Source organism: Mesosutterella faecium (assembly GCF_022809315.2).
GTDB lineage: Bacteria > Pseudomonadota > Gammaproteobacteria > Burkholderiales > Burkholderiaceae_F > Mesosutterella > Mesosutterella faecium.
Genome location: NZ_JAKZJU020000001.1, coordinates 1104349 through 1130426, shown reverse-complemented (window position 1 = coordinate 1130426; position 26078 = coordinate 1104349). Strand labels below are relative to the sequence as shown.

Below are 26078 nucleotides of genomic sequence, written 5' to 3'. Positions count from 1 at the left end.
TTAACGGCTCCCGGAGGCCCTGAAGCGGACGGACCGGGACTATGATGGGCTGAGCCCCTCTCGGAAACGATGCGCCATGAGAATGAAACCCGCTCTTTTATCCCTCTTCCTTCTCGCCGCCTCGCCCGCGGCTCTGCCCTGCACGCTCTACGGAGCCGCGGGCGCAGCCGCAGGCGGCGGCACGCTCATGGCCAAGGTCCGCGACCAGCTGCCGGGCAGCCAGGTGCTGCGCACCGTCGTCCCCGAAAAGGGATACGCATACCGGGGGCTCTTTGTCGGGAAGCGCCCCACCTTCAATATGGGGATCAACAGCGCGGGGCTGGCCGCAGGGCTTTCCACCGCCGGATCCGTCCCGAAGAAAAAGCGGCTTTCCTACCCCCGCTTCAGGGGCCCCGCGGGCGAGCGACCTCTGGAGTACCTGATGGAGCGCTGCGCAACGGTCGAGGAGGCGCTTGCGGCAAAGGAGGTGTTCGACCATCCCGCGAACTTCATCCTGGCCGACCGCACGGAGGTGGCCATCGTGGAAGTGCTGCCGGACCTTACGCGCACGGTGCGGCGGGTGAAAAACGGCACCGCCGCGCACACCAACCACTACATCGAGCCCGGCTCGGAGCGCTTCAACGAAAAAATCGGAGAAAGCAGCGCCGCGAGGCTGAGCCGCATCCGCAGCCTGCTCGCCTCTCGGAAGGCCTTCAGCCTCCAGGACTTCATCGCCATGGGCCACGACCGCTCGGCCGGCCCCGACGACAGCATCTGGCGCACGGGCGAAGCGCGCAGGGAGAGGACGATCGCCTTCATGGCCGTGAGGATTCCGGCCTCGGGCGCCCCGCAGCTGCATCTCGAGTGGGAAGAGCGGAAGGACGACCCAAAGTCGCTCAGGTCCGCCGACGAAACGCCCTTCCCCGGGGCTCCGGCCGGAACCGCCCGGCCGGCAGGGCCTGAGAAATAAGGCAAAGGCGGCCCGCCATGATCTTCCGCATCATTGCCTTTTGCGTGCTGCTGCAGTTCGGCTACGCCTGCATGCGCGTCACCGTGAGCCTGGACGCGCTCGTGCATCAGGGCGGGGCGTTCCAGGTCGGCGTCATGATGAGCCTGCTCGCGCTTTTCCCCACCTTCCTCGCCATGCCCTTCGGGCGGTGGATGGACCGGGCGGGGGCGAGAAAGCCGATTCTGGCGGGCGCGGCCTGCCTCGCCGCGGCAGCGCTCATTCCCTTTTCCTTTCCGATGGCCCGCTGCGGGATCGTTCCCCTGTATCTGTGCTGCATTCTGGACGGCATCGGGTTCATGTGCATCCAGATGGCCTCGCTGCAGATGATGGGCAGCCTGTCGCGGCCCGAGCACAGGACCGACGCCTTTTCCTGGCTCGCGGTCGGGTTCGCCGCCTCGGGCCTGTGCGCTCCGGTCCTGTCGGGCTACACCATCGACCTCTTCGGCCACCGCTGGGCTTACGCGCTGGCGCTGCTGGCCATTGCGCTGGGCTTTTCCTTATTCGTCCTCAACCTGAAGGTCGTGCCCGCCTCCTGGGGCGAAGTGAAGAAAAGGAACCGCAGGGGCGGCGCCTTCGAGCTGCTCGGCCACCCGAAGCTGAGGGTAGTGCTCATCGTCTCGGCCATTGTCTCGGTGGCCTGGGAGCTCGAAAACTTCATGTTCCCGGTCTACGGCCATGAAATCGGGCTTTCCGCCACCCAGATCGGCTGGCTGATCGGGTCGTTTTATTCCGCGACCTTCATCGTCCGCTTCCTGATGCCGGTCCTGTCAAGGCGCATCGGCCCCTGGTCGTTCATGGTCTTCGTGCTTTCCGCGGGCGCGGCGGCCTACGCCGCCTTTCCCTTCTTCACTTCCCTGCCGCCGCTGCTGGCCGTCGCGTTCGTGCTCGGCCTCGGACTGGGCGCGAGCCAGCCCAACGTGATGACCCTGCTGCACAACAACGCTCCGGCCGGCCGCGTGGGCGAGGCGCTCGGCATTCGCACCATGATGCGGAACGCCGCCCACACGATCGTCCCCGTGTGCTTTGGCGCGATCACCGCCGCGATCGGCGTTTTCTGGATCTTCATCGCGCAGGCCGCCCTCATGGGAGGCTCGGCGCTTCTGGTGCACTTCAGGGACAGGTCCGAGGGCTGAAGCCCTTTTCTGCCTCAGGGCCCGGGGCCTTCTCCCCTGCACGCCGCTGAACGTCCGGACGCCTGGGGCCGGACAATAAAAAAGCACCCCAAGACTCATTGTCCTAGCGGTGCCTCTTAAGCGGCCCACAAAGGGGCACAATCAAATGTGCTTCTAACACATTGATTTTATTAAAAATAATGGTGCCCCCGCTGGGACTCGAACCCGGATCTAACCCTTAGGAGGGGCTTGTTCTATCCAGTTGAACTACGGGGACGCCCGGTTTCCGACCTCGATCGGAAACGAGGAATAGATTCTACTCAAAATGAAAGAACTTTGCTTGCCGGACCCCCGAAAGCGGTGTTTCGCGATACCATGGGCGGAAAAACAAGCGCGTGCATTTCTAAAAGCCCTCTCATGAGAATCCCCTTAAATTCACTCAGGGAAAACCTGGCCGACCGCATCGACCTGCTGATCAAGATCGCCTTCGGCGTGCTGATCGCGATCGGCTGCTACATGGTGGTCGCGCCCTTTGCCACCGCCATCCTGATTTCCGCCATGCTCTGCGTGGTCACCTGGCCCTTTTTCCTCCGGGTCGACGCGCTGGTGAAGGGCCGCAGGACGCTCTCCTCGGCCATCATGGTGCTGATCATCGGCGTGATGGTGATCCTGCCGCTCACCTTCATCGTCATCTTCGCGATGCAGCAGCTCTCGAGCGCCCTCATCCTCATCCGCGAGTGGGTGAGCGAGGGCATGCCGCTGCCGGCCTGGGCAAGCTCTCTGCCCTGGGTGGGCTCCTACCTGCACGAGCCGCTCGGGAAAATAGTCAAATACCCCGAAGTCGCCTCGGCCATCAAGCAGGCCGGCACCGCCCTCACGCGCGGAGTGATCAGCTCGAGCGCCTCGGTGGTGAACATCATCGTGCAGCTGCTCCTTATCGCGGCCGTCGCCTTCATCTTCTACAGGAACGGCGAAACGCTCGCGAAAAAAGTCCAGAGCCTTCTTGAAAAAGTGGGCGGCAACCTCTCCTCCTCGTTCCAGAACATCCTCGTGAACACGACCCGCTCGGTGGTGTTCGGGATTTTCGGCACGGCTCTGGGCCAGGCGCTGCTCGCCTACATCGGCTTTTGGATCTGCGGCATCGACAACAAGACGCTCTTCGCCTTCATGGTGTTCATCCTCTCGATGGTTCCGATGGGGCCCCCCTTCGTGTGGGGGCCGCTTGCCGTCGCGCTCTACCTCAAGGGGGAGGTGGGCTATGCGGTCTTCCTCGCGATCTGGGGATCCTGCGTGGTCTCAAGCGTCGACAACTTCCTCAAGCCCCTGCTGATCTCGCGGGGCACCCCGCTGCCGATGGCGCTCGTCTTCCTCGGCGTGTTCGGCGGCCTCATCGCCTTCGGCTTCCTCGGGATCCTGCTCGGGCCGATCCTGCTGTCGCTCGGCACCACGCTGTTTACGGCCTGGCTCGCCAAGCCCGTGTCCAAGTCCCCGCAGACGCTGGAAATTGTGAGCGAGGCGGCTGAAGACGGAGACGACGGGCAGAAGAAAGCCGGCTGAAAAACGAGCCGCCCTTTTTCAGGGAAGAGGGCGGGAGCGGCCTGACGGGGTTTCGCCCCCGCCGCTACACTTATCCTGCCGCCGCGGTCCCGCGGCCCGCTTTTTTTCAGGACAGGAACACATGATCAGCAACGTTTTGGAAACCGTTCAGAAGCGCTACACCGCCAAGCACTACGACCCCAGCCGGAAAATCACTCCCGAAGACTGGGCGAAGGTTGAGGAAATCCTGCGGCTCGCCCCCTCCTCCGTGAACTACCAGCCCGTTGAATATTTCGTCGCCTCGACGGAGGCGGCCCGGGCCAAAGTGGCCAAGGCCGTCCTCAGCTTCAATGCGGAGAGGGTTCTCAAGGCGAGCCACGTCGTGGTCTTCACGGTGCCCCTTGCTGCGCGTGAATCGCACCTGAAGGCCGTGCTCGAGAAGGAGGATCTCGACGGGCGCTACGCGAACACGGAGCTGAAGAGCGCCCAGGACCAGGGCCGCCGGCACTTCGTCGGCCTGCACCAGATCAGCCCGGCCGAAATCACGGAATGGTTCACCCGCCAGGCCTACCTCGCCTGCGGCTTCGTCGTCATGGCGACCGCCGGGGCCGGCATTGACTCCACCATCATGGAAGGATTTGACTTCCGCGAGCTCGGCCTCGGGGAAAAAGGCCTCGCCTCGGTGCTCGTCGTGAGCTTCGGCTACCACGCCGACAACGACGGCAACGCGATCCGCCCGAAGTCAAGGCTTGCTCGCGATCTTGTGATCCACGAGCTCTAAAAGCGGCGCCCCGCCCCGCAAGGGGCGTCCGACGCAAAGGCCTGGAAGCCTCCCCTGACGCCCGGGGACTTCCGGGCCTTCGATTTTTTCTGCTTCAGGAGCGAAAAGCCGCCCTCAGACCTTCATCAGCAGCTTCCTGTAGTGCTGCAGCTCCTCGACCGACTCCCTGATGTCTGAAATCGCCTGGTGCTTCGTCGACTTCACGGAGCGCCAGACCGCCTCCGGCGCCCAGCGCCTCGCAAGCTCCTTCAGAGTCGAAACATCGATCGAGCGGTAGTGGAAGAAGGACTCGAGCCGGGGCATCCAGCGGGCCATGAAGCGCCGGTCCTGTCCGATCGTATTGCCGCACATCGGGCTTTTTCCCGGGGGCACGAAGCGCGAGAAGACCTCCAGGCAGAGATCCGTGGCCTGCTCCTCGTCGATCGTGCTTTCCTGAACGCGGCGCACGAGTCCTGACTCGCCGTGGGTCTTGCGGTTCCACGCGTCCATTGCCGCGAGCACCGCGTCGCTCTGGTGAATGGCGATCACGGGCCCTTCGTGGATGATGTTGAGCTGTGCGTCAGTGATCACGGCCCCGAGCTCGATGATGCGGTTCACCTCCGGCTGCAGGCCGGTCATTTCCAGGTCCACCCAGATCAGATTCGTCTCCGAAAAACGGGGATCGCGTTCCACTGCCATTTTCTGTCCCTTTATGCTTGAATTGAGCTCACGCCCGCGGACGGCGCCGCAGGCTGAAATTTCCGCCATTTTCGCACTTTCAGGCCGCAGGCGACACCCTGGGGGCCTGCCTTTCCGATGTTGAAGAAAAAAACCGTCCGCGCTAGTCTGCGTTCATCCGCAGTTTGATTTTCAACCGCTTTCCCTGAAGAGACAGCATGCGCCCCGGTGAAAAAAAATCCCCGCTTCCGGCCCTGAATTCCACAGAGGCCCTGGTCATCGCCACGCACGGCCGGCATCACTATGTCCGGACGAGCGAGGGGCGGATTCTCGAAGCTCACCGCAGGGGCAAAAAGGCTGACGTGGTCGTGGGCGACCGGGTGAAGGTTTCCATCGCGGGCGGCCTGGCCGCGATCGAGGGCATCCTGCCGCGCAGCTCGCTGCTCTACCGCAGCGACAAGTGGCGGGTGAAGGAGCTCGCCGCGAACATCGACCTCGTGGCCGTCGTATTCGCCAGCCGCCCGACCTTCAACCCCTGGTTCATCTGGAAGGCGCTGCTTGCCGCCGGCAAGGCGGGGATCGAGGCGGCCGCGGTGCGCAACAAGTCGGATCTGCAGGAAGGCGCCCCTGAAGCGAACGAGGCGCTCTCGCTGCTCGAGGGCCTGGGGGTGCGCACCGTCAGCGTGTCCGCCAGGGGCCGCCCCGAAGAGGCGCGCGGCCTTCTCGAGCCGCTGCTGCGCGGCCGCAGAACGCTTCTGGTCGGACAGTCGGGCATGGGGAAATCCACTCTTCTGAACCTGCTCGTGCCGGAGGCGCGGGCCCTCACCCGCGAATTTTCCGAGGCGCTCGACCTCGGCAAGCAGACAACAACCGCCGCACGGTGGTACGACCTGCCGGGCGGCGGCGCGCTCGTCGATTCGCCCGGCTTCCAAGAATTCGGGCTCGAGCACCTCTCGCTCGAGGACGTGATCTCAGGCATGCCCGACATCGCCGCGGCAGCCGCCCGGGGCTGCCGCTTCGCCAACTGCCGGCATCTGTCCGAGCCGGGCTGCGCGGTGAAGGCCGCCCTCGACCGGGGAGAAATCAGCCCCCGGCGCTATGAGTTTTACGAAGCGCTCGCGCGCTCCGTCCTCAGCCGCCGAGCCTACCCGTCCTAAGGCCCTGAACTTCAAAAAAAACAGGCGGCAGCCTGATTCGTCCGGCCCCGCCTGAGAACTTGTCTGATTCAGCGATCCCTGAAGAGAAAAAAATCTTTGCATTCTCAAAGGGATCTTTGCAAATTCTAGCTGCCGCCCGGTGCAGGGTTCGATAAAGACAGTTCAAACTAATAGATAGTATTAGAACTGTTTAATCGTTTCAGGAATGAATGCGGATCCGGCCCTTGAGCTCCGGACAGATGCGCTCGATCTGCCCCACCTTGGGCACAAGCAGCCTCCTGCAGTTCTCCGCGATGAGCTTCAGGGCGGAGGACGGGTTGCTGCGCATGGCAAGCCCCACGATGTGGCGCGTCGTCCCGGGCTCGTTCACGAGCTTGATGCAGAAGCGGCTCCAGTCCAGGCGGTGGCCGAGCAGTCCCAGCGGAAAGGTGAGGCACCAGCCGAACCCCCTCTCGACCAGGTTGAGCACAACCGCCTTGTTGTCGATGCCGTACTGCTCGGGCAGGTCCACGCCGGCCGCGTCCATGGCCGCCGCGATGTGCAGGCCGATGCCGGTGTCGCGGGGCGAGGACAGGACAGGCAGCCCGCAGCGCGACAGCCGCTGCAGGGTCCAGGGCGAGCCGGCCGCAAACGAGGCGGGCATGACGGCCACCATGGGCTCGTCCATGATCGGCTCGCACATGCACTCGTCGCCCCTCTGGAAATTGTCGAGGACGACGACGGTCTCGATTTCGCGCCGCCGCAGCATATGCATGAGGTAGTCCGAGGAGCCCTGGCGGAAAATGGTGCGGTGGGTCCGCCCCTTGAGGCTCACCAGGAGGTCGGCGCCCATGGTCTGGGTGAACGACTCGATCATGCCGAAATTGATGTCCGGCAGCTTGCTGTTTTCCTCCTGAATCGCGAGAATCGCCTCGCCCAGCTTCTTGCGGGCGCCCTCGAGCGAGCTGCGCAGGAGCTTCGCCTCGATCGTCACCGTGAGAGGCCGGGTCGTGCGGTCAAAGAGCTCGACGGAAAGCGCCGACTCGAGCAGCGCGATTTTCTGGCTCACGGCGCTCTGCGTCACGCCGAGCTCGGCCGCGGCCTCGTGAAAGGAACGCGTGCGGCACACCGCGAGAAACGCCTCGGCGCTGCGCATCAGCACGGTCTCGCAGTCGGATGCGGCGCTGTTGCCCATATCCCGCCTCCTCCTTTCTCAAAGAAAACCTCAGCTCTGGCACTTCGGGCAGAAGCGCGTGCCCCGGCCCGCGATGTGCGTGAGCTCGATCGCTGTCCCGCAGACCCTGCAGGGCTTTCCCTCGCGCCCGTAGACATACAGGTTCGCCGCGTTGCCGCCCTCGCGGCCGCTGCCGTCGAGGAAATCCCGGAACGTGGTCCCGCCGCTTTCGATCGAAGTCTCGAAGACCTGCCTCACGGCCCTGAGAAGCCTTGCCGCCTCCTGGGCCGACACCGCAGCGCAGGATCGCTCCGGCCTGATGCCGGCCAGAAAGAGCGCCTCGTCGGCGTAAATGTTGCCAACCCCGGCGAGATGGCGCTGGTTGAGCAGGAAGGACTTCACAGTGCCTCTGCCCGCCCGCAGCGCCCGCGCGAATCCTTCGGCCGTGAGCTTCGGGTCAAGCGCGTCGGGCCCGAGCGCGTCAAAGCCCGCAACGCCCGAGGAGCCCTGCGAGGGAATGAGCCAGAGCTCGCCCAGCGTGCGCACGTCGCCGTAGGCGAGCACGCCCCTCGAGAGCTGGAAGACGATTCTCGTGTACGGGGGCAGCGGAGCCGCCGGGTCGGCCTTCCAGACAAGCCGGCCGGTCATCCGCAGATGCACGAGAAGGCTCTTCGGGCCGTCAAGGCCCAGCACCAGGTACTTGCCCTTGCGCCGCACGGCGGCAAAGACCTGCCCCTTGAGCGCCGTCTTGAAGGCTTCGGGCGATGCGTTCTTCAGCAGCCTCGGCAGCTTCACATCAACCGACTCGATCCTCGAACCCGGCAGATGCTCGTCCAGGTACCGGCGGACCACTTCGACTTCGGGCAGCTCCGGCATGGCCCCTCACTCGTCTTTTTTGGGAACGAAGGAGGTGAAAAGCCCGCTGCCCATCGGATGGGCGGGCTCGGACTGCTCCCTGCGGTCGAGCGCCTCGCTGATTCTCTTGCGGGCCCGCTCGACGTCGAGCATCTCCTCGGCCTCGCGCTTCACGCTAGCGCTCGCGGGCTTGAGGAAATCGGGTATGAAGATGTCGCTGTCGTCCACGTCGCCCTCCTCAAGGGACTCGACCCGGAGCACCTTCACCGAGAAGCGCAGCGTCCAGCCGGCGTAAGGATGGTTGCCGTCGAGCACCGCCTGTCCGTCGGCAATGTCGGTGACGATGTAGGCCCGGCCCTCGTCGACGGGCACGCCCGGAATGTGCGAGAAGCGCATCCCTTTTTTCAGGTTCTTCACTCCAAGGCTCGCCACGGGCACAAGGTGGACCAGGTTCTCGTCAAAGTCCCCGAAGCTCTCCTCGGGCTCGAGGATGACGTCAAAGCTCTCGCCCTCTTTCTTCCCCACGAGCGCCTGATCCATGCGCGGGAAGACGTCCTCGCTGCCGCAGCGCAGCGACACGCCCTCCTCGCCGGTCTGGTCCACGATGTTGCCGCGCAGGTCCCAGACCGTGACGAAAATAGTGACGAGGCTGCCCGCCTCAACTGTCTTTGCCATTGCACCCCCCCTGATTCTGACTGCCGGCGCCCTGCGGCGCGGCAGCGCCTTTTCCGGAAAGGATCTCGTCCATCGCCGAGCCGGGCCTCGACTCGCGCGCGAGCCGCTCGAGCAGCCGCTCGTCGTCGATGCGCAGCAGCCCCTTGGGGTTCTCGCCCCAGCGGTTCTCGCCGGGCCTGCCCTCCATGGACAGCAGCACCAGCAGCCCGAGCGGCAGAAGGGCCGCCGCAGCGATCACCCACCAGCCCGAGCGCCCGATGTCGTGCAACCGCCTCACCGAGGCCGTGAGGGCGAACCACCCGCTCACGGCTGCGGCCCCCGCCGCGGCCCAGGCCGGGCCGCCCCGGGCCAGAAGCCACGATGCGGCCATCGCCGAGGCCGCCAGCGCCACGGCCCACACGAGCAGGCACAGCGCATAGCGCGACCGCGGCAGCCGCCCCTCGGGCAGCACCGCGAAGAGGTCGCGCAGGAACGCTCCGCGCCGTCCGTTTTCTGTCACTGTCAGACTCCTTTTCCAAAGCCGCCGAAGGCGCAGTCCGCGCTGAAGCCCCCGCGGGGCCGCACGGCTGCGCCTTCGAAAGCCGGCCACAAAGTGCCGCGCCGCCCGGGATGTTACCGGGTCTGCTCGCCCAGCAGCGTGATGATCTTCGGAGCGACCCCGGTCTTGTCAGGCGACCCGTCGGCTCCCGTCACGGTGAGGCGCGACTGGCTGCCCTCTCCCGTGAGCTTGATCTGATAGGCCGGCGGCTCAACCGTCTTGGTGCGGCTGAAGAGGTTCGTGAAGAAGCCCTGCTCCTTCTTCTTCTTCTCTTCGTAGGCCGGATCGAGGTACTTCACGAGGAAGATGCCCTTCGCGCGGTCGCGGTCCGTCACGGTGAAGTTCATGCGGTCGATCGCGAGCGCGACGCGCCTCCAGGCGCGGTCAAACGGCTCCTTGATCAAAACCGCCGCGGCCTGGCCGTCGGCCCCGTTCACGATCTCGCTCTTGTAGACGGGCGCGGTGGCGATCGCCCCCGCGGCCTTCTTTTCAGCCTCAGCCGCCTTGGTGGAGGGCAGGTCCGACTTCTTCACGCCGGGGTTGAACTCCTGCTCGATCTTCTGAGCGAGGCGGGTCGCCATCTCGGCCTCAAGCTGCGGATCGCGCGGACCGGGCTGCCAGATCGTCGCCTCTTCCTTGTTCTTCACCACCTCGACCATGGAGCGGTGCGTGATGTAGATGTCGGTGCCACCCTTGTCGGAGCGCTCAAGCCTGCAGCGGTACTGGTCGCGCTCGCCCGTCGAGTAGACCGCGTCGATCAGCTTGCCCAGCGTCGCGCGGATGATGTCCTGAGGGAGCCTCGCCTTGTTTTCGGCCCACTCGGTTTCAATGTAGCCGGTCTTCGGATCCTGGCTGCGGATCGTGAGGCCCACGGAGGCCCAGAAGTCCTGCACGATGGGCCAGAGCTTCTCGGCCGGAACGTTGGCGTGCACCCAGCGCTCGTCGCCGTCCTTCATGATCTTGGCGGTCACCGTCTCGGGCAGCACGTTCGAGGCGCCGGAGGAGGCACCTGAGGAGGCCGCGGCCCGGCTGCTGTTCAGCTCCGAGGCCTTCACGGGACGGGCCCGCTCGGGCACCGTGTAGCGGTTTTCCTTCGGCAGCTGCGACAGATCCGGCGGAATCTCAAGCGGAGCGCGCGAGTTGCTTGATTCGTACTGCACCTTGTCGTTGTTGAAGGTCTGCCCCAGGTAGGAGCAAGCGCCCAGAGCCGCCGGCAGGGCCGCAATCAGCGCTACGCGCAGCACTTTTCCATTCATGTGTTCGATCCTTCCAGTCATAGAAACCGGGAGCCTCAGGGCTCCCGGAGCGAATCAGTGTACCTTAAATCAGGCCCGCAGCGGCAAGCGCCTTCTCGACCCTCTTCTGGCCGGGCTCGGAGAGCCAGGTGAGCGGCAGGCGGATGCCGGCGGGGATGCGGCCCATGCGCCACAAAGCCCACTTGACCGGAATCGGATTCGACTCGCAGAAGAGCTCATGGTGCAGCGGCAGCAGCCGCGCATTGATTTCACGGGCCCTGGCGACATCGCCCGCGATCGCGGCGGCGGCCATTTCATGCATGAGCCGGGGGGCGACGTTCGCGGTGACCGAGATGACGCCCTGGCCGCCCGCGAGCATGAGCGAGAGGGCCGAGTCGTCGTTGCCCGAGTAAAGGGCGAAGCCGCTGTCCTTCGGCAGCGCGGCGAGCAGGCTCTCGGCGCGGGCGAGGTCTCCCGTCGCGTCCTTGAGCCCCGCGATCCCGGGCACCTCGGCCAGCCGCAGCACCGTTTCGTTGGTCATGTCGCGGCCGGTGCGGCCCGGCACGTTGTAGAGGATCACCGGCAGCCCGCCTTCCTTCGCCACCGTGCTGAAGTGCCTGAAGAGGCCCTCCTGGGTGGGCTTGTTGTAGTAGGGCACCACCTGCAGCGAATAGTCGGCTCCGACCGCGCGGGCCTCCTGCGTGAGCCTGACCGCCTCGGCGGTGCTGTTCGCGCCGGTGCCGGCCACCACAGGAACCCGCCCGCCCACGGCCTCCACGGCCGCCTTCACCACGTCGGTGTGCTCCTGAAAGGAAACCGTGGGGCTCTCGCCCGACGTGCCCATCGAGACGATGGCGTCGGCGCCTTCGCTGACCTGCCAGTCGATCAGCTTCTGGTAAGAGTCGTAGTCAATCGAACCGTCCTCCCTCATCGGGGTGACGATGGCGATCATTGAACCTTTAATCATTTGACAGCCCAGTTAAATTGAACAATGCCGCGGCAGGGTTTCCGGCGCGGTCAGGAAACAAAAATTCATTTCATTTTAGAGCAAAAGCCGCAGGCCCCGGGGACTCAGCGCGCCCCGAGCTCGAAGCGCTGCGCTCCCCGTTCGGGCGAGGGCCTTGCCGCGCAGATCCGCTGCACGAAGCGGCCGCGCTCGGTGCGGCCCTCCTCGTAGGCCACGACCGAAAGCGGGCGAACGAGCCCGAGCAGCTCGCCGCTGCGCAGCCAGTGCAGGGGATTGGAAGGCCTGCCGAAAGCCTCGGCCTGCGGGGCGGTGAAGGTCTCGCAGATGAGCAGTCCGCCCTCAACGAGCGCCCCGGCGAGCCGGGGGAACAGGGGGCGGTAGAGGTAATTCGTGACCACCACGGCCGCGAACTTCTCCTCTCCGAACGGCCAGGGCTGCGACTCCAGGTCCGCGCGCCGGAACTCGATCGCGGGAATGCCGATCGACATCACGCCGAAATCGGGCTCGCGGTCGGCCGCAAGCACCCGAAAGCCCAGCACCGAGGCGTAAAGGCTGTGCCTGCCAAGGCCGCAGGCGAGGTCGAGCACCCGGGCCCCCGAGCGCGGCGCAAGCGGCAGAAACCTCTCCACCCAGGCCGACAGCCGCGGCTCGGTGCCCTGTCTGGCCGCCGGCATCGCTCAGATCCCCGCAAAAAGCGAGACCACGGCCTGCCCGATCCGCACGAGCGGCTCGACCAGGAAGCTCGCCCCGCCGATGAAGCACAGCGCGATCACGATCCACATCCCGTAGGGCTCGAGGCGGTCGATGTAGCGGCCGATGCTCCAGGGCAGAACCCCCACGGCGACGCGCCCGCCGTCAAGCGGCGGGATCGGGATCAGGTTGAAGGCCATCAGGAAGATGTTGATGTTCACGCCCCAGACCGCCATGCGCAGGAAGAACTCCTCCTGCACGCCGGCGACGAGCAGCAGCTTGAGCACAATGCCCCAGAGGATCGCCTGGCATAGGTTGCACAGCGGCCCGGCCAGCGCCACCCAGATCATGTCGCGCTTGGGGTTGCGCAGCGCGCTGAAATTGACCGGAACGGGCTTGGCCCATCCGAAGAGAAAGCCCGGGCCTCCGGCCGCGGCCGAGGCGGCCAGCATCAGCGCGGGCAGGATGATCGTGCCGAAGGGGTCGATGTGCTTGACGGGATTGAGAGTGACGCGGCCCATGGCCCACGCGGTCGCGTCGCCGAACCTGCGCGCGACGTAGCCGTGGGCGGCTTCGTGCATGGTGATGGCGAAAATGAGCGGGATCGCGCAGACGGTGATGAGCTGGACAATGGCATTGATGTTCATAGTGCACGAAGTCTAGCAGGAGGCGGGGGAGGACGTGGGCCCGGCAGGCCGCTCAGGCCCGGTCCCAGTCGAGCGCGGGCAGCCCCGGGATGTGCTTCCATACGGGCTCCAGCCCTTCGGGCAGAGGCCTCTCGCCGCCCGGCCTCGGGCGCGATCCCCCGAGGTTGTGGAAATCCGAGCCGAGGCTCGCCCAGTAGCCTTCCTCGCGGGCGATCGCGGCGAGCAGCCGGTCGGAATCCGCCGACTGGCTGCCGGAGCTCACCTCGATCGCGCGCCCGCCCGCGGCCCTGAAGTCGACGAGCAGCTCCTCCAGGGACTTGCCCGGCCTGCAGCGGTAGCGCCCGGGATGGGCGAGCACGGCGATGCCCCCGCAGGAGCCGATCACCTCGACCGCACGGGCGATGCTCGGCCAGACGGCCTGCACGAAGGCCGGGCCGTCGTCGCGCAGGAACCGGTCGAAGGCCTCCTGCTGGTTGCGCACGATCCCCTCGCGCACGAGCCAGCGCGCGAAGTGCACCCGCCCGAGAGACTCCGGGCTCGAGCTGTAGCGCAGCGCCCCCTCGTAGGCGCCGGGATACCCCAGAGCCTCGAAGCGCCGGCCTATTTCCACGCCCCGCCTGATGCGCTTTTCGCCCACGCTCTCGAAAATCCTGCGCATCACGCCGTCGCGGTGCCTGATGCCGAGCCCCACCACATGGATGGTGATCCCGCGCCAGAGCGTCGAGACCTCGATGCCCGGCACGAAGGTGATGCCTGCCTTCGCGGCCGCGTCCTCGGCCTCTTCAAGACCGTTCACGGTGTCGTGATCCGTGAGCGCGAGCAGCCCGACGCCGCAGCTCTGGGCAAGGGTGACGAGCTGCGAGGGGGAAAGCCCCCCGTCCGAGGCGTTTGAATGGGTGTGCAGGTCGATCTTCATGGGCAAAAAGAGAGAGGGTGCGGCGCTCCGCTTTTGAAACAATAAAAACCGAACAGTTCACAATGTTAGGTCATTGCGCGGCCCCCAGGAGCCGCCGCGGCATGACAAGAATGCGGGAAACGCGGGCGCGCCGCACGGCGGGAGCCCTGGAATCCTAAAATAGAGGTCTTTTTCTCTGATGGGCGGCCCGGCCTTTTGTCCGCCGCCCCTCGACAAACCCTCATCGGGGCGCCGCGGCGCGCGGCCGCCCCGGACTGGAGCACCATGTTCGACACTCTGGAGCATTTCTATTTTCCCAGGGCCAACGCCCGCGGCAGCGCCGTGCGGCTGCAGGAGTCCTGGCAGACGATCCTCGAGCGCAGGGCGTACCCCGCCCCCGTGCAGAAGCTGCTTGGCGAAATGACGGCTGCGGCGGCGATGTTCGCCTCCTCGATCACTTTCCCCGGCTCCGTGCTGCTGCAGATCATGGGCGACGGCCCGGTGCGGCTCGCCATGGTCGAGGTGAAACCCGATCTGGGGCTTCGCGCCGTCGCGAGGCTGCGCGAGGACGTCCCGGTGCCGGAGGGCGCGGGAATGCGCGAGCTCGTCAACGCCTCGGGCGGCGGGCGCTGCGCGATCACGCTCGTGCAGCCCGATCCCGCCCGGCGCGCCGAAAGCTACCAGGGCATCGTCGACATCGCCTCAACCTCCAGCGTTGCCGAGGCCCTCGCCGCCTACATGACGCACTCCGAGCAGATCGAGACCCGGCTGTGGCTGTCGGCCGACGCGATGGCCGCCTCGGGCCTGATGCTGCAGAAGGTGGCTGACGAGGGCGGGCGCGGCGAGGCGCCCGAGTACGATCCGGAGGACTGGAACCGCGTGCAGAAGCTCGCTGAAACGGTCACATCCGGCGAGCTGCTCCGGCTCGAGCCCCGGGAGCTTCTGAAGAGGCTTTTCTGGCAGGAGAACCCCGCGCTGGCCAAGCCCCGGTCGCCCCGCTTCGAGTGCGGCTGCTCGCGCGAGCGCGTGGGCGGCATGATCCGGGCGCTGGGCGAGAAGCAGGCCCTGGAGCTGCTCGCCGAAAAAGGCTCGATCGACGTCACGTGCGAATTCTGCGGAAAGACCTACAGCTTCGATTCGATCGACGTGCAGGCGCTCTTTGAGGAGCGGGCCGCGAAAGCCCCGGGCTCGATCAACTGAAAGGTGAAAAGAGAGACCCACCAGCATAGCTGGTGGTTCTCCCTGAGCGCCTGAAAGGCTCTCATACCAGCCGCGCCCAAACGGGCGCTCATGCGTCTGTCATTCGCATATCTGCTGCCAGCCGCCCGTAAAACGGGCTATTTGCAGATTACCTGCCCTTGAATGGGTCCTCGGCAAACGGCATGCTTAATTGGGCACCCAGTTTGTCTTCATCCAGTTGGTGTCTGATGTACTCCGCGATCTTGGTCTTGTTTTTGCCAACCGTGTCCACGTAGTACCCTCTGCACCAAAATTCTCGGTTTCGGTACTTAAATTTCAAATTCGCAAATTGCTCGTAAATCATTAGGCTGCTTTTCCCCTTGAGATACCCCACAACTGCTGAGACGCTGTACTTCGGGGGAATTTCCAACAGCATATGCACGTGATCCGGGCAACACTCCGCTTCTACGATGTTGATGCCCTTCCACTCGCAGAGCTTGCGAAGTATTTCTCCGACAGCCCGCTTTTTCTCGCCGTAAAACACCTGCCGGCGATACTTTGGCGCAAACACGATGTGGTACTTACAGTTCCACGTCGTGTGCGCCAAGGTTTTTGTATCATTCATTCTCGCAACTCCTCTTAGTTAGGCTGGAGCAAATGCAGTGGCTAGACCGCATTGCTCTTTTTACCAAACTCGGAGGAGTTGTTTTTTGTGCAAAGCTATAAGCTTTACTGAACTCCCAGCCTAGCTGGGAGTTTTCTATTTACCAAAAAAAGCAGGCGCCCCGAAAGGGGCCCCTGCTTCGGGAAAACACGCGCAGCCGGGGCAGCGCCCGGCGGCGGATCAGCGCTTCTGGGCCTGGCCCTGGGCGCTTTTCTTTTCAGACTTCTTCGGGGCGGCCTTCGCGCGGGGGGCCTCGCCCTCGCGGATCTCTTCGGCCGCGCCCTCGGTGTCGTCGCCCATGTCGGCCCCGCCTTCCTTCGACTTCTCAAGGGCGCGGCTTTCGGCCTTCACCTCGTCGGCGGCGCGCCGCGCCTCCTCCTGGGCGAGCCTCGCCTCTTCCTCGGGCGAGTTCTTCACCCGGAAGAGCACCTCGTTGCCGCGCACCATGTAGAGCTCGCGGCGGGCGCGCTCCTCAATGGCGTCGGTGCCCTGGCGCAGCGACATCACCTCGGCGTAAAGAGCCTCATTGGAGGTCTTCTCGCGCTCGATCTGCTGCTGGGTGTCGACCAGCCTCTGCTCGAGCTTCGAGACCCTGAGCCAGCCGCCCTTGCCGAACCACAGCGGCCACTGGATCAGGATCGCAAGAGCCCAGATCACGAGCGCGAGCCAGTATCGCCAGCGTTCCATAAAACCGAAGCCGCTCCAGTCCTAAGACCTTGAATCCCTTCGCCGGCCGGCATCAGCGCAGATGCGCGAAGGCGCGGCGGCCAGGATACTGAGCGGCCTCGCCCAGACGCTCCTCGATGCGCAGCAGCTGGTTGTACTTCGCCATGCGGTCGGAGCGCGACATCGAGCCGGTCTTGATCTGGCCCGCGTTCATGCCCACGGCGATGTCGGCGATCGTCGAGTCCTCGGTCTCTCCGGAGCGGTGCGACACCACGGCGGTGTAGCCCGCGCGGTGCGCCATGCGGATCGCCTCGAAGGTTTCCGAGAGCGTGCCGATCTGGTTGATCTTGATCAGGATGGAGTTCGCGACGCCGCGCTCAATGCCTTCGGCTAGGATCTTCGGGTTGGTGACGAACAGGTCGTCGCCCACGAGCTGGACGCGGTCGCCCAGCGCCCGGGTGAGCTTGGCCCAGCCTTCCCAGTCGCCCTCGGCCATGCCGTCCTCAATCGTGACCACCGGGTACTTCTTCACCCAGCCCTCGAGCACCTCGATCCACTGCTCTGCGCTGTAGGTGACGCCCTGCTTGGTGAGCGTGTAGAGGTTCTTCTTCTCGTCGTAGAACTCGCTGCTCGCGCAGTCGAGCCCGATGCCGATGTCCTCGCCGGGCCGGAATCCCGCCTTTTCAATCGCGCGCACGATGAGCTCGATCGCCTCCTCGTGGCTCTTCATGGCCGGGGCGAAGCCCCCCTCGTCGCCCACGGCGGTGCTCATCCCGAGCCCGTTGATCACGGACTTGAGCGCGTGGAAGGTCTCCGCGCCATAGCGCACGGCCTCGCGGAAAGTCGGAGCGCCGTAGGGGATGATCATGAACTCCTGCAGGTCGAGGTTGTTGTTCGCGTGCGCCCCGCCGTTGATCACGTTCATCATCGGCACCGGCATCGTCACCGCGCCCGCGCCCCCGAAGTAGCGGTAAAGCGGCAGCCCCGTCTCCTCGGCCGCGGCCCGGGCGACCGCCATGGACACGGCGAGGATCGCATTCGCGCCGAGACGGCTCTTGTTGTCCGTGCCGTCGAGCTCGATCATCCTGCTGTCAATGTAGGACTGGTCGGAGGCCTCGAGCCCGAGCACCGCATTGGCGAGTTCCTCGTTGACATGGCTCACGGCCTTCGTGACGCCCTTGCCGCCGAAGCGCTTCGGGTCCTTGTCGCGCAGCTCGATTGCCTCGCGCACTCCCGTGGAGGCTCCCGAGGGAACGGCCGCGCGGCCCATGACGCCGGACTCGAGCCACACGTCGCACTCCACGGTGGGATTGCCGCGGGAGTCGAGAATTTCACGGCCGACAACATCAACGATTGAACTCATCTTTTTTCCTTTGCTTTGTGTGTCAGTGAGGCCGGGCCCGGAGCCCGGCCTGCGTTCATTCTTCAGAAAGTGCGCTCGAGAAACACGCCCGGACGCTTCACCGTCCGGTCGATCGCGACCAGCGTTTCAAGCAGCTCCTTCATCCGGTCAAGCGGCACGTTGTTCGGGCCGTCGGAGAGGGCCCGCTCGGGATTCGGGTGCGTTTCCATGAAAAGCCCCGAGACGCCGGCGGCCACGGCGGCGCGGGCGAGCACGGGCACGAACTCGCGCTGTCCGCCGGAGCATGAGCCGTTGCCTCCGGGCAGCTGCACGGAGTGCGTCGCGTCAAAGACCACCGGGCAGCCCGTGCCGCGCATGATGGCCAGCGAGCGCATGTCAGAGACGAGATTGCCGTAGCCGAAGCTCGCGCCGCGCTCGCACACGAGGAAGCGGTCTTCGGAGAGCCCCGCCTCGCGGGCGGCAAGCCGCGCCTTCTCGACCACGTTCACCATGTCCTGCGGGGCGAGGAACTGCCCCTTCTTGATGTTCACGGGACGGCCGGACTTCGCGCAGGCGCGGATGAAGTCGGTCTGCCGGCACAGGAACGCCGGCGTCTGCAGCACGTCGACCACGGCGGCCACTTCCGGAACCTCGGCCTCGGTGTGCACGTCGGTGAGAACCGGCACGCCCACCTCGCGGCGCACGTCCTCGAGCACCCGCAGCCCGGCCTGCATGCCGATGCCGCGGAAGCTCTTCGCGGAGGTGCGGTTCGCCTTGTCGAAGCTCGCCTTGAAGATGTAGGGAATCGACAGCCCGGCGCAGATCTCCTTCAAGCGCCCGGCGACCTCGATGCAGAGCTCGCGGCTTTCGATCACGCAGGGACCGGCGATCAGGAAGATCGGCCGGTCCAGTCCAACCTCAAATCCGCAGAGCTTCATGCCTTGGCCTTTTCCGCTGCAGCCTTGCGGTCGCGCTGGGCGATCGCCGCCTTCACATAGGCCTTGAACAGCGGGTGGCCCTCGCGCGGGTTGGACGTGAACTCAGGGTGGAACTGCACGCCGACAAAGAACGGGTGATCGCGCAGCTCCATCATCTCCGGCAGGCGGTCCTTCGGAGTGCGCGCGGAGATCACCATGCCCTTTTCCTCGAACTGCGCGACGTAGGAGTTGTTCACCTCGTAGCGGTGGCGGTGGCGCTCGGCCACGTGGTCGCCGTAGATGCTGTGCGCGAGCGTGCCCTCCTTCACCGGGCACTCCTGGCGGCCCAGCCTCATCGTGCCTCCCAGGTCCGAGGCCTCGTCGCGGTGGATCACCTCGCCGGAGCGGTCGTGCCACTCGGTAATGAGCGAGACCACGGGATGCGGCGTGTCGATGTCGAACTCGGTGGAGTTCGCGCCGCCCAGGCCGCAGACGTGGCGCGCGAACTCGATCACCGCGCACTGCATCCCCAGGCAGATCCCGAGGAACGGAATCTTGTTCTTGCGGGCGTACTCGATCGCCTGGATCATGCCTTCGACGCCGCGCTTGCCGAAGCCGCCCGGCACGAGGATCGCATCGACTCCCTTGAGGCAGTCGGTGCCGTGGGTCTCGATGTCGCCCGCGTCGATGTACTTCACCTTCACGCGGGTGTCGGTGGCGATGCCCGCATGGATGAGCGCCTCGTTGAGGGACTTGTAGGAGTCAGCGTAGTCGACGTACTTGCCCACCATCGCGATCGTGACCGAGCCGCCCTGCGGATCCATGAAGTGCTTGACGATGTTCTCCCAGCGCGAGAGGTCCGCGGGCTTCGCCTCGATGCCGAGCTTCGCGCAGACGATGTCGTCCAGGTGCTGGCGGTGCAGGATGAGCGGCACCTCGTAGATCGTCTTCGCGTCGTAGACCGAGATCACGTGATCCATCGGGACGTTGGAGAACAGCGAGATCTTCGCGCGCTCGGACTCCGGAATCGGACGGTCGGCGCGGCACAGCAGCACGTCGGGATAGACGCCCTCCTCGCGCAGCTTCTGCACGGAGTGCTGCGTGGGCTTGGTCTTGAGCTCGCCCGCGCTCGCGATCCACGGGCACAGCGTGAGGTGCATGAAGCAGGTGTTGTTGCGGCCCACGCGGAAGGAGAGCTGGCGGATCGCCTCGACGAAGGGCAGCGACTCGATGTCGCCCACCGTGCCGCCGATTTCAATCACGGCCACGTCGGGGTGCCCGTCCCAGGCGCTGCGCACGCCCTTGAGGATGAACTCCTGAATTTCGTTGGTGATGTGCGGAATCACCTGCACGGTCTTGCCGAGATACTCGCCGTGGCGCTCCTTGCGCAGCACCGACTCGTAGATCTGGCCGGTCGTGAAGTTGTTGGGCTTGTGCATCTTCGCCGAGATGAAGCGCTCGTAATGCCCGAGGTCCAGGTCCGTCTCGGCGCCGTCCTCCGTCACGAAGACCTCGCCGTGCTGGAAGGGAGACATCGTGCCCGGGTCAACGTTGATGTACGGGTCGAGCTTGATCATCGTCACCTTGAGTCCCCTCGACTCGAGGATGGCGGCAAGCGAAGCCGCCGCAATGCCCTTGCCGAGCGAGGAAACCACACCGCCTGTCACAAATACGAATTTGGTCATCGTGATCTCAAAAGTAGGTTGGACTGTAAAGAGAAGATTATAAAGGAGGGCAGGCCGCGGGGGCGCATCAGCCCCGGTCAGCGCTCCTGCCCGTCGTCCCATTCGGGCTGGATCGTGACGTGGTCGATCCCGAAGCGCTTGAAAAGCGCCTGCCTCACCCCCTCGAGCACCCCTGGCCACTCGGCGGGGCCGCCCACGTGCACGTGCGCCTGCACGGCCGCGTGCCCCGGCGCCATCGTCCAGACATGGAGGTCGTGCACGGCGCGCACGCCCGGAACCGCGGCGATCGTGTCGCCCACCGCCTCGTACTCGATTCCCTCGGGGACGGCGTCAAGCAGCACCCGGGTCGATTCGCGCAGCACCCCGTAGGTCGCCTTCACGAGCAGCACGGCGACAAACAGCGACAGCAGCGGGTCGACGATCGTGGGGCCGCCCATCCAGATGATGAAGCCCGCGCTGATCGCGGCAAGCGACCCGAGCAGGTCGCCCAACACGTGCACGAGCGCCGCGCGCGTGTTCATGTTCTTCCGGTCCCTGGAGAGCGACCAGGCCACCCCCAGGTTCACCGCAAGGCCGATCGCGGCCACCAGCATGACCGAACCGCCCGAGACGGGCTCAGGAGTGAGGATGCGGCCCACCGCCTCGCGGAGGATCCAGCAGATCACGGCCGCCATGAGCAGCCCGTTCACGAAGGCGGCGAGCGCCTCGAGCCGCCCGTGCCCGAAGGAGTGGTCCTCGTCGGCTCCTTTCCTCGAGAAGATGTTGGCGATCAGCGCGAACAGCAGCGACATGGAGTCGGTCACCATGTGGCCCGCGTCGCCCACGAGGGCGAGCGAATTGCCGATGAGGCCCGCCGCGAGCTCGATCGCGGAGAAGCCCAGGGTGAGCGCGATGGCGGTCCCGAGCACCGAGATCTTCACCTTCGTGGAGCAGTGGTTGTAGGAGGAGTCGCCCTGCTCGTGCGAGGAGTAGGGCTCGACCTGCCGGCGCGGAACCTGATAAGGCGTTGTTTCTGTCATTTTTGCAATCAAACAAAACGCCCTCCGCAGCGGAATCTGCGCGAGGGCGAAGCGGCCGGGGAGCAGCTCCCCGGCTTTTCGGCGGACGGAGCGGCCGCGGCTTACTTCTTGTCGGCCTTGAGCTCCATCGAGATCATCGGGGCCATGGTGCCGGCGCCGCCGGTGAGCAGACCCTGCTTCGCGTAAATGCCCAGCTTCTGGCGGGTGTCGACGATGTCGAGGTTGCGCATCGTGAGCTGCCCGATGCGGTCGACGGCCGTGAACATCGAGTCGCCCTTCTCCATCGTGAGCCGCTCGGGCTCGTAGGTGAGGTTGGGGCTGCGGGTGTCGAGAATCGTGTAGTCGTTGCCGCGGCGCAGCTCGAGGGTCACCTCGCCGGTGATCGCGCGGGCCACCCAGCGCTGGGCGGACTCGCGCAGCATGATCGCCTGGCTGTCGAACCAGCGGCCCTGGTAGAGCAGGCGGCCGAGCTTGATGCCGTTGATGCGGTACTGCTCGATCGTGTCCTCGTTGTGAATGCCGGTGACGAGGCGCTCGTAGGCGATGTGCAGCAGCGCCATGCCCGGGGCCTCGTAGACGCCGCGGGACTTCGCCTCGATGATGCGGTTTTCGATCTGGTCGGACATGCCGAGGCCGTGGCGGCCGCCGATGCGGTTGGCCTCGTACATGAGCTTCACGAGGTCGGTAAACTCGGTGCCGTTCAGGGCGACCGGGCGGCCTTCCTCAAAGGTGACCGTCACTTCCTCGGGCTTGATCACGACCTCGGGGTCCCAGAAGGCGACGCCCATGATCGGCTCGACGATCTTCATCGAGGTGCTCAGGTGCTCGAGATCCTTCGCCTCGTGCGTGGCGCCGAGCATGTTGGAGTCGGTCGAATAGGCCTTCTCGGCGGACATCCTGTAGTTGAATCCTTCGGCCTGCAGGAAGGCGCTCATCTCGGCGCGCCCGCCCAGCTCGGAAATGAAGGCGGTGTCAAGCCACGGCTTGTAGATCTTGAGGTTCGGGTTGGCGATGAGCCCGTAGCGGTAGAAGCGCTCGATGTCGTTGCCCTTGTAGGTGGAGCCGTCGCCCCAGATGTTCACGCCGTCCTCGCGCATGGCGTTCACGAGCATCGTTCCGGTCACCGCGCGCCCGAGCGGGGTGGTGTTGTAGTAGATCGCTCCGCCCGTGGAGATGTGGAAGGCGTTCGCCTGAATGGCGGCGATGCCCTCGGACACAAGCTGGGGCCGGCAGTCAATGAGGCGGGCCTTCTCGGCGCCGTACTCCATGGCGCGCTTGGGGATCGCCTCGTAATCCTTTTCGTCAGGCTGGCCGAGGTTGGCCGTGTAGGCGTAGGGCAGAGCCCCCTTCTTCTTCATCCAGTGAAGGGCGCAGCTCGTGTCGAGACCGCCGGAGAACGCAATGCCGACCTTCTGGCCGACCGGAACGCTTTGTAGGATTGTTTGTGACATTTGCCGTAATCGTTTTGTTTGGCCCAGCCATGGGCTGTAGAAAAATGGGACCGGAGATGGCAAGGATCCGGACGCTCACCTGTTCATTATCCTCGAATTCAGCCCCTCAAGGGGGCCGGGGAATCCCCCTTTTTTGATCACCGCCCCTCCCGGGGGTTCCTTTCGAGGTACTTTTCCGCGCGGAAGAGAGCCGCGATCGTCTTCGAGTCGTCGATGTCGCCCGAGGCCGCCCGCGCGACGGCCTCCTCGAACGGCACCCAGAAGAGGTCGAGGAACTCGCCCGCGTCGAGGTGGCGCTCGCCGCCCGAGGCCGCCCGCGCGAGAAAGAGGTGGATCACCTCGTTCGAGTAGCCGATTCCGGGGCACATGGAGCCCAGGCTCGCCCAGCCTTCGGCCTCGTAGCCCGTCTCCTCGGCGAGCTCGCGGCGGGCGCAGCTCAGGGGCTCCTCGCCGGGCTCGAGCTTGCCCGCGGGAACCTCCCAGAACGCGCGGCCCAGCGGATAGCGCCACTGCCGCTCAAGCAGCACCTCGCCGCCGCGCAGCAGCACGACGGCCGAAGCGCCGGGGTGCCGGATATACTCCCGGGTCGACTCCCGTCCGTCGGGCAGCCGGACCCGGTCGCGGAACACGTGCAGCAGCCTGCCCTCAAACACGGGCTCGCCGCCCAGCCTCGCTTCCCGCAGCTTCTCATCGTCGGTGATCATCGCCCTCAGCTCCTTGCCAGTCCTTTCCCTGAGTTTCCTTAAGTTTGAAAAAATCCGCCGGTGCGGCTGAGCTCCGGCGGATTCTCCAAAGTGTACTGCTTCGCGCGCGGGCCCGCAGGCCCCGCGCTTTTTCCCGAACAGGCGCTTACTCGGCGGCCTTCGCGGCATCCTTGCGGACGAGGCGCTCGCGGATGCGGGCGGTCTTGCCGGCGCGGCTGCGCAGGTAGTAGAGCTTCGCGCGGCGAACGTCGCCGTGGCGCTTCACGGTGATCGTGGCGATGGCCGGGGAGTAGGTCTGGAACGTGCGCTCCACGCCTTCGCCCGAGGAAATCTTGCGGACCGTGAAGGAAGAATTGAGGCCGCGGTTGCGCTTGGCGATCACGACGCCTTCATAGACCTGGACGCGGGTGTGGTCGCCGTCCTTGATGTTCACGGCAACGGCCACGGTGTCGCCGGCGGCGAACGCCGGGACGGTCTTGTTGAGGCGGGCGATTTCTTCCTGCTCGAGAACTTCGATAATGTTTGCCACTTTAAAAACTCCGGTGCCATCACGAGCGGCGTTTGGAAAAATTTATGAGTGCCGCCGTAGGATGGATTTAAAAATCAGAAGGCTCACGCCTCTTTCGCGGCGTCAGCCTTTTCCCTGGCCGCCCGGGCGATCGCCCGCAGCGTCCTTTCGTCTTCCCGCGAAAGTTTTCCGCAGGAACGCGCAATTTTAATCAAATCAGGCCTCACTGCGCAAGTCGCCTCAAGCGCCCGGTCGCGGTTCCAGCGCTCAACCACCGCGTGGTTGCCCGAAAGCAGCACCTCGGGCACGGGATGCCCGCGCCAGAGCTCGGGCCTCGTGTAGTGCGGCTCGTCGAGCAGCCCCGTCGCGAAGGACTCGTCCTCGGCCGACAGCTCCTTGATCGCGCCGGGCAGGCGCCGCACGACGGCGTCGATCAGGCACAGGGCGGGCAGCTCCCCGCCGGAGAGCACAAAGTCCCCGATGCAGAACTGCTCGTCGACGAACTCGTCGAGGAACCTCTGGTCGATGCCCTCGTAGCGCCCGCACACGAGCACCAGGGGGGCGTCCTCGCGTGCGAAGCGCGCGATGTCGGCGTCTGACAGCGGCCTGCCGCCGGGCGCGAAGGACACCACCCGGCCCGCGTTGCCCGAGGCGCGGATCGCCTCAAGGGTGAGCGCGAGCGGCTCGGCCATGAGCACCATGCCCGGGCCGCCCCCGAAGGGCCGGTCGTCGACCGTGCGGTGCGGGTCGTGGGTCTGATCGCGCGGATTCCACAGCCCGAGCTGCCAGAGCCCGCGCTTCATGGCGCGGGAGGTGATGCCGCACTCGGAGACTGCGGCGAACATTTCAGGAAAAAGCGTGACGACGTCAAAGCGCATGGCCTGCCTCCCTTTCCTCGCCTCCGTCAGAACCAGTCCGGATCCCAGTCAACCGTGATGAGCTTTTTCTCAGGCTCCACCCCGAGCAGATAGGCAGGGACCATGGGGATGAGGTAGCTGTGCGCGGCGCCCTTCACCTGAAGGATGTCCTGCGCGCCGTTGCTGCCAAGCCCCGTGACGGTCCCGAGCCTGTCGCCCGCCCGGTTCACGACTTCGCAGCCCTCGAGGTCCGCGGCCCACCATTCGCCCTCCGGCAGCTCCGGGAAGGCGCTGCGCTCGAGCAGTATCGTGCCGCGCCACAGCCGCGCCTCCTCAGGCGAGTCGCACCCCTTCCACTTCGCGATGATCATCCCGCCGTGCGCCCTCGCTCCCTCGAGCTCCAGGGGCCGGGGATCGCCTCCGGCGGCGGGCCGGAAGGCCCAGGCCCGAGAGCCCAGCAGCAGGTCTCCTTCGCCCGCGGGCGAAATCCTGATCCAGCCTTTCACGCCGTAAGGGCCCGCAGTGCGGCCCATCTCGATCCATTTTGTCATCGTCTTGCTCAAAAGCTCCGGGCAAAAAAAGAGGCCCTTTCCTCCCTACGCCTAGATACCGGGTTAAGCGCTCGCAGCGGCGAGACACGTAGCACGCCGCAAAGCCCGGACGTACGGAAAAAAGGACCGATGTATGAAACAACGCGGCCTGCGCGGGGCGCGAAGGCAATTCCGCCCCGAAGCCGCGCGGCTTCAGCGCCTGAACAATCAGGCAGCGGGGGCAGCCTCTTCGGCGGCCTTCGCGTCGGCGGCGGCCTGGGCGGCAGCCTTCTTGGCGGCGTTCTTCGCGGCCACGGCGGCCTTCTGCTCGGCCGTTTCGGGGGCGGAGAGGGCGGCACGGTTCTTGAACAGACGGGCGACGGTGTCGCTCATCTGGGCGCCCTTGGAAACCCAGAAGTTAACGCGGTCTTCCTCGAAGTGAAGACGAACGTCGGCACCGGCGGCGACCGGGTTGTAGAAGCCGACGCGCTCAATGTAGTGGCTGTCGCGACGCTTGCGGGAGTCAGTGACAACAACGTTATAGAACGGACGCTTCTTGGAGCCGCCGCGAGCCAGACGGATAACAACCATGCTATTTACCTCGTAAATTGACAAAACAAAGCCGCAGCCGGGACCAGAGCCCGGCGCCGGCAGGAAAAAAGGTCCGACG

General features: G+C 65.4%; 28 protein-coding genes and 1 tRNA gene. 6 read left to right on the top strand and 23 right to left on the bottom strand.

Annotated features, from left to right (window positions below; genetic code table 11):
- Positions 1–76: 76 nt before the first annotated feature.
- Positions 77–949: a carcinine hydrolase/isopenicillin-N N-acyltransferase family protein gene (locus MUN46_RS05305; protein ID WP_243377253.1), complete on the top strand. Its 873-nt coding sequence runs from the start codon at positions 77–79 to the stop codon at positions 947–949.
- Between the two features lie 17 nt (positions 950–966).
- Positions 967–2121, top strand: a complete 1155-nt coding sequence (locus MUN46_RS05300) for an MFS transporter (protein ID WP_243377254.1) — start codon at positions 967–969, stop codon at positions 2119–2121.
- Between the two features lie 180 nt (positions 2122–2301).
- On the opposite strand, the gene MUN46_RS05295 is transcribed toward MUN46_RS05300, so the two are convergent.
- A tRNA-Arg gene (locus MUN46_RS05295) sits at positions 2302–2377 on the bottom strand.
- Positions 2378–2517: 140 nt separating this feature from the next.
- On the opposite strand from MUN46_RS05295, the gene MUN46_RS05290 reads away from it, so the two are divergent.
- Together MUN46_RS05290 and MUN46_RS05285 are read left to right on the top strand one after the other, a co-directional pair.
- Entirely contained in the window at positions 2518–3657 is a 1140-nt protein-coding gene (locus MUN46_RS05290; RefSeq protein ID WP_243377255.1) for an AI-2E family transporter, read from the top strand.
- A gap of 121 nt (positions 3658–3778) precedes the next feature.
- Positions 3779–4417, top strand: a complete 639-nt coding sequence (locus tag MUN46_RS05285; RefSeq protein ID WP_243377256.1) for a nitroreductase family protein — start codon at positions 3779–3781, stop codon at positions 4415–4417.
- A gap of 114 nt (positions 4418–4531) precedes the next feature.
- Here the strand turns inward: MUN46_RS05285 and orn are convergent, their stop codons facing one another.
- The gene (gene orn / locus MUN46_RS05280; RefSeq protein WP_243377257.1) at positions 4532–5095 is read right to left on the bottom strand and encodes an oligoribonuclease; all 564 of its coding nucleotides are present in this window, start codon (positions 5093–5095) and stop codon (positions 4532–4534) included.
- A gap of 197 nt (positions 5096–5292) precedes the next feature.
- Between orn and rsgA the strand changes: the two genes are divergently transcribed.
- Entirely contained in the window at positions 5293–6231 is a 939-nt protein-coding gene (gene rsgA / locus MUN46_RS05275; protein WP_243377258.1) for a ribosome small subunit-dependent GTPase A, read from the top strand.
- A 199-nt stretch (positions 6232–6430) separates the two neighbouring features.
- Here rsgA and MUN46_RS05270 read toward each other — a convergent pair whose 3' ends face one another.
- The 9 genes from MUN46_RS05270 to MUN46_RS05230 all read right to left on the bottom strand — a co-directional run bounded on the left by MUN46_RS05270 (position 6431) and on the right by MUN46_RS05230 (position 13907).
- Entirely contained in the window at positions 6431–7405 is a 975-nt protein-coding gene (locus MUN46_RS05270) for a LysR family transcriptional regulator (RefSeq protein ID WP_243377259.1), read from the bottom strand.
- A gap of 30 nt (positions 7406–7435) precedes the next feature.
- The gene (gene mutM / locus MUN46_RS05265; protein WP_243377260.1) at positions 7436–8260 is read right to left on the bottom strand and encodes a bifunctional DNA-formamidopyrimidine glycosylase/DNA-(apurinic or apyrimidinic site) lyase; all 825 of its coding nucleotides are present in this window, start codon (positions 8258–8260) and stop codon (positions 7436–7438) included.
- A 6-nt stretch (positions 8261–8266) separates the two neighbouring features.
- The gene (locus MUN46_RS05260) at positions 8267–8914 is read right to left on the bottom strand and encodes an FKBP-type peptidyl-prolyl cis-trans isomerase (RefSeq protein WP_243377261.1); all 648 of its coding nucleotides are present in this window, start codon (positions 8912–8914) and stop codon (positions 8267–8269) included.
- Entirely contained in the window at positions 8898–9413 is a 516-nt protein-coding gene (locus tag MUN46_RS05255; RefSeq protein ID WP_243377262.1) for a DUF805 domain-containing protein, read from the bottom strand. Before MUN46_RS05255 ends, MUN46_RS05260 begins: the two co-directional genes overlap by 17 nt.
- A 113-nt stretch (positions 9414–9526) precedes the next feature.
- Positions 9527–10708 carry an outer membrane protein assembly factor BamC gene (gene bamC, locus MUN46_RS05250; protein ID WP_243377263.1) on the bottom strand — a complete coding sequence of 394 codons (1182 nt, stop codon included), beginning with the start codon at positions 10706–10708 and terminating at the stop codon, positions 9527–9529.
- A gap of 64 nt (positions 10709–10772) precedes the next feature.
- Entirely contained in the window at positions 10773–11654 is an 882-nt protein-coding gene (dapA, locus tag MUN46_RS05245; protein ID WP_243377264.1) for a 4-hydroxy-tetrahydrodipicolinate synthase, read from the bottom strand.
- Positions 11655–11758: 104 nt separating this feature from the next.
- On the bottom strand, positions 11759–12328 hold the full coding sequence (locus MUN46_RS05240; protein WP_243377265.1) for a class I SAM-dependent methyltransferase: 570 nt from the start codon (positions 12326–12328) through the stop codon (positions 11759–11761).
- Between the two features lie 3 nt (positions 12329–12331).
- Positions 12332–12991, bottom strand: a complete 660-nt coding sequence (locus MUN46_RS05235; RefSeq protein ID WP_243377266.1) for a site-2 protease family protein — start codon at positions 12989–12991, stop codon at positions 12332–12334.
- A 52-nt stretch (positions 12992–13043) separates the two neighbouring features.
- Positions 13044–13907, bottom strand: a complete 864-nt coding sequence (locus tag MUN46_RS05230) for a PHP domain-containing protein (protein ID WP_243377269.1) — start codon at positions 13905–13907, stop codon at positions 13044–13046.
- Positions 13908–14171: 264 nt separating this feature from the next.
- Here MUN46_RS05230 and hslO point away from each other — a divergent pair, with 264 nt between their 5' ends.
- Positions 14172–15086 carry an Hsp33 family molecular chaperone HslO gene (gene hslO / locus MUN46_RS05225; RefSeq protein WP_243377267.1) on the top strand — a complete coding sequence of 305 codons (915 nt, stop codon included), beginning with the start codon at positions 14172–14174 and terminating at the stop codon, positions 15084–15086.
- Positions 15087–15234: 148 nt separating this feature from the next.
- Here hslO and tnpA read toward each other — a convergent pair whose 3' ends face one another.
- The 12 genes from tnpA to rpsP all read right to left on the bottom strand — a co-directional run bounded on the left by tnpA (position 15235) and on the right by rpsP (position 25999).
- Entirely contained in the window at positions 15235–15690 is a 456-nt protein-coding gene (tnpA, locus tag MUN46_RS05220; RefSeq protein ID WP_285230567.1) for an IS200/IS605 family transposase, read from the bottom strand.
- Between the two features lie 219 nt (positions 15691–15909).
- The gene (locus MUN46_RS05215) at positions 15910–16416 is read right to left on the bottom strand and encodes a septum formation initiator family protein (protein WP_243377450.1); all 507 of its coding nucleotides are present in this window, start codon (positions 16414–16416) and stop codon (positions 15910–15912) included.
- Positions 16417–16468: 52 nt separating this feature from the next.
- Positions 16469–17758, bottom strand: coding sequence for a phosphopyruvate hydratase (eno, locus tag MUN46_RS05210; protein WP_243377451.1), 1290 nt, complete (start codon positions 17756–17758; stop codon positions 16469–16471).
- Between the two features lie 62 nt (positions 17759–17820).
- Positions 17821–18675 (bottom strand): 3-deoxy-8-phosphooctulonate synthase, encoded by an 855-nt coding sequence (gene kdsA, locus MUN46_RS05205; RefSeq protein ID WP_243377452.1) that lies wholly within the window; start codon positions 18673–18675, stop codon positions 17821–17823.
- The gene (locus MUN46_RS05200) at positions 18672–20339 is read right to left on the bottom strand and encodes a CTP synthase (protein ID WP_243377453.1); all 1668 of its coding nucleotides are present in this window, start codon (positions 20337–20339) and stop codon (positions 18672–18674) included. The genes kdsA and MUN46_RS05200 overlap by 4 nt, the downstream gene beginning before the upstream one ends.
- Before the next feature lie 77 nt (positions 20340–20416).
- Positions 20417–21358, bottom strand: a complete 942-nt coding sequence (locus MUN46_RS05195; RefSeq protein WP_243377454.1) for a cation diffusion facilitator family transporter — start codon at positions 21356–21358, stop codon at positions 20417–20419.
- Positions 21359–21459: 101 nt separating this feature from the next.
- Complete coding sequence (gene argG, locus MUN46_RS05190; protein ID WP_243377455.1) at positions 21460–22809, bottom strand: argininosuccinate synthase; 1350 nt, start codon at positions 22807–22809, stop codon at positions 21460–21462.
- A 137-nt stretch (positions 22810–22946) separates the two neighbouring features.
- Entirely contained in the window at positions 22947–23513 is a 567-nt protein-coding gene (locus MUN46_RS05185) for an NUDIX domain-containing protein (RefSeq protein ID WP_243377456.1), read from the bottom strand.
- 145 nt (positions 23514–23658) lie between these two features.
- Positions 23659–24042 carry a 50S ribosomal protein L19 gene (rplS, locus tag MUN46_RS05180; protein ID WP_243377457.1) on the bottom strand — a complete coding sequence of 128 codons (384 nt, stop codon included), beginning with the start codon at positions 24040–24042 and terminating at the stop codon, positions 23659–23661.
- Between the two features lie 83 nt (positions 24043–24125).
- Positions 24126–24899, bottom strand: coding sequence for a tRNA (guanosine(37)-N1)-methyltransferase TrmD (gene trmD, locus MUN46_RS05175; RefSeq protein WP_243377458.1), 774 nt, complete (start codon positions 24897–24899; stop codon positions 24126–24128).
- Positions 24900–24925: 26 nt separating this feature from the next.
- Positions 24926–25441, bottom strand: a complete 516-nt coding sequence (rimM, locus tag MUN46_RS05170; RefSeq protein WP_285230566.1) for a ribosome maturation factor RimM — start codon at positions 25439–25441, stop codon at positions 24926–24928.
- A 195-nt stretch (positions 25442–25636) separates the two neighbouring features.
- Entirely contained in the window at positions 25637–25999 is a 363-nt protein-coding gene (gene rpsP, locus MUN46_RS05165) for a 30S ribosomal protein S16 (protein WP_281069896.1), read from the bottom strand.
- Between the last annotated feature and the right edge of the window lie 79 nt (positions 26000–26078).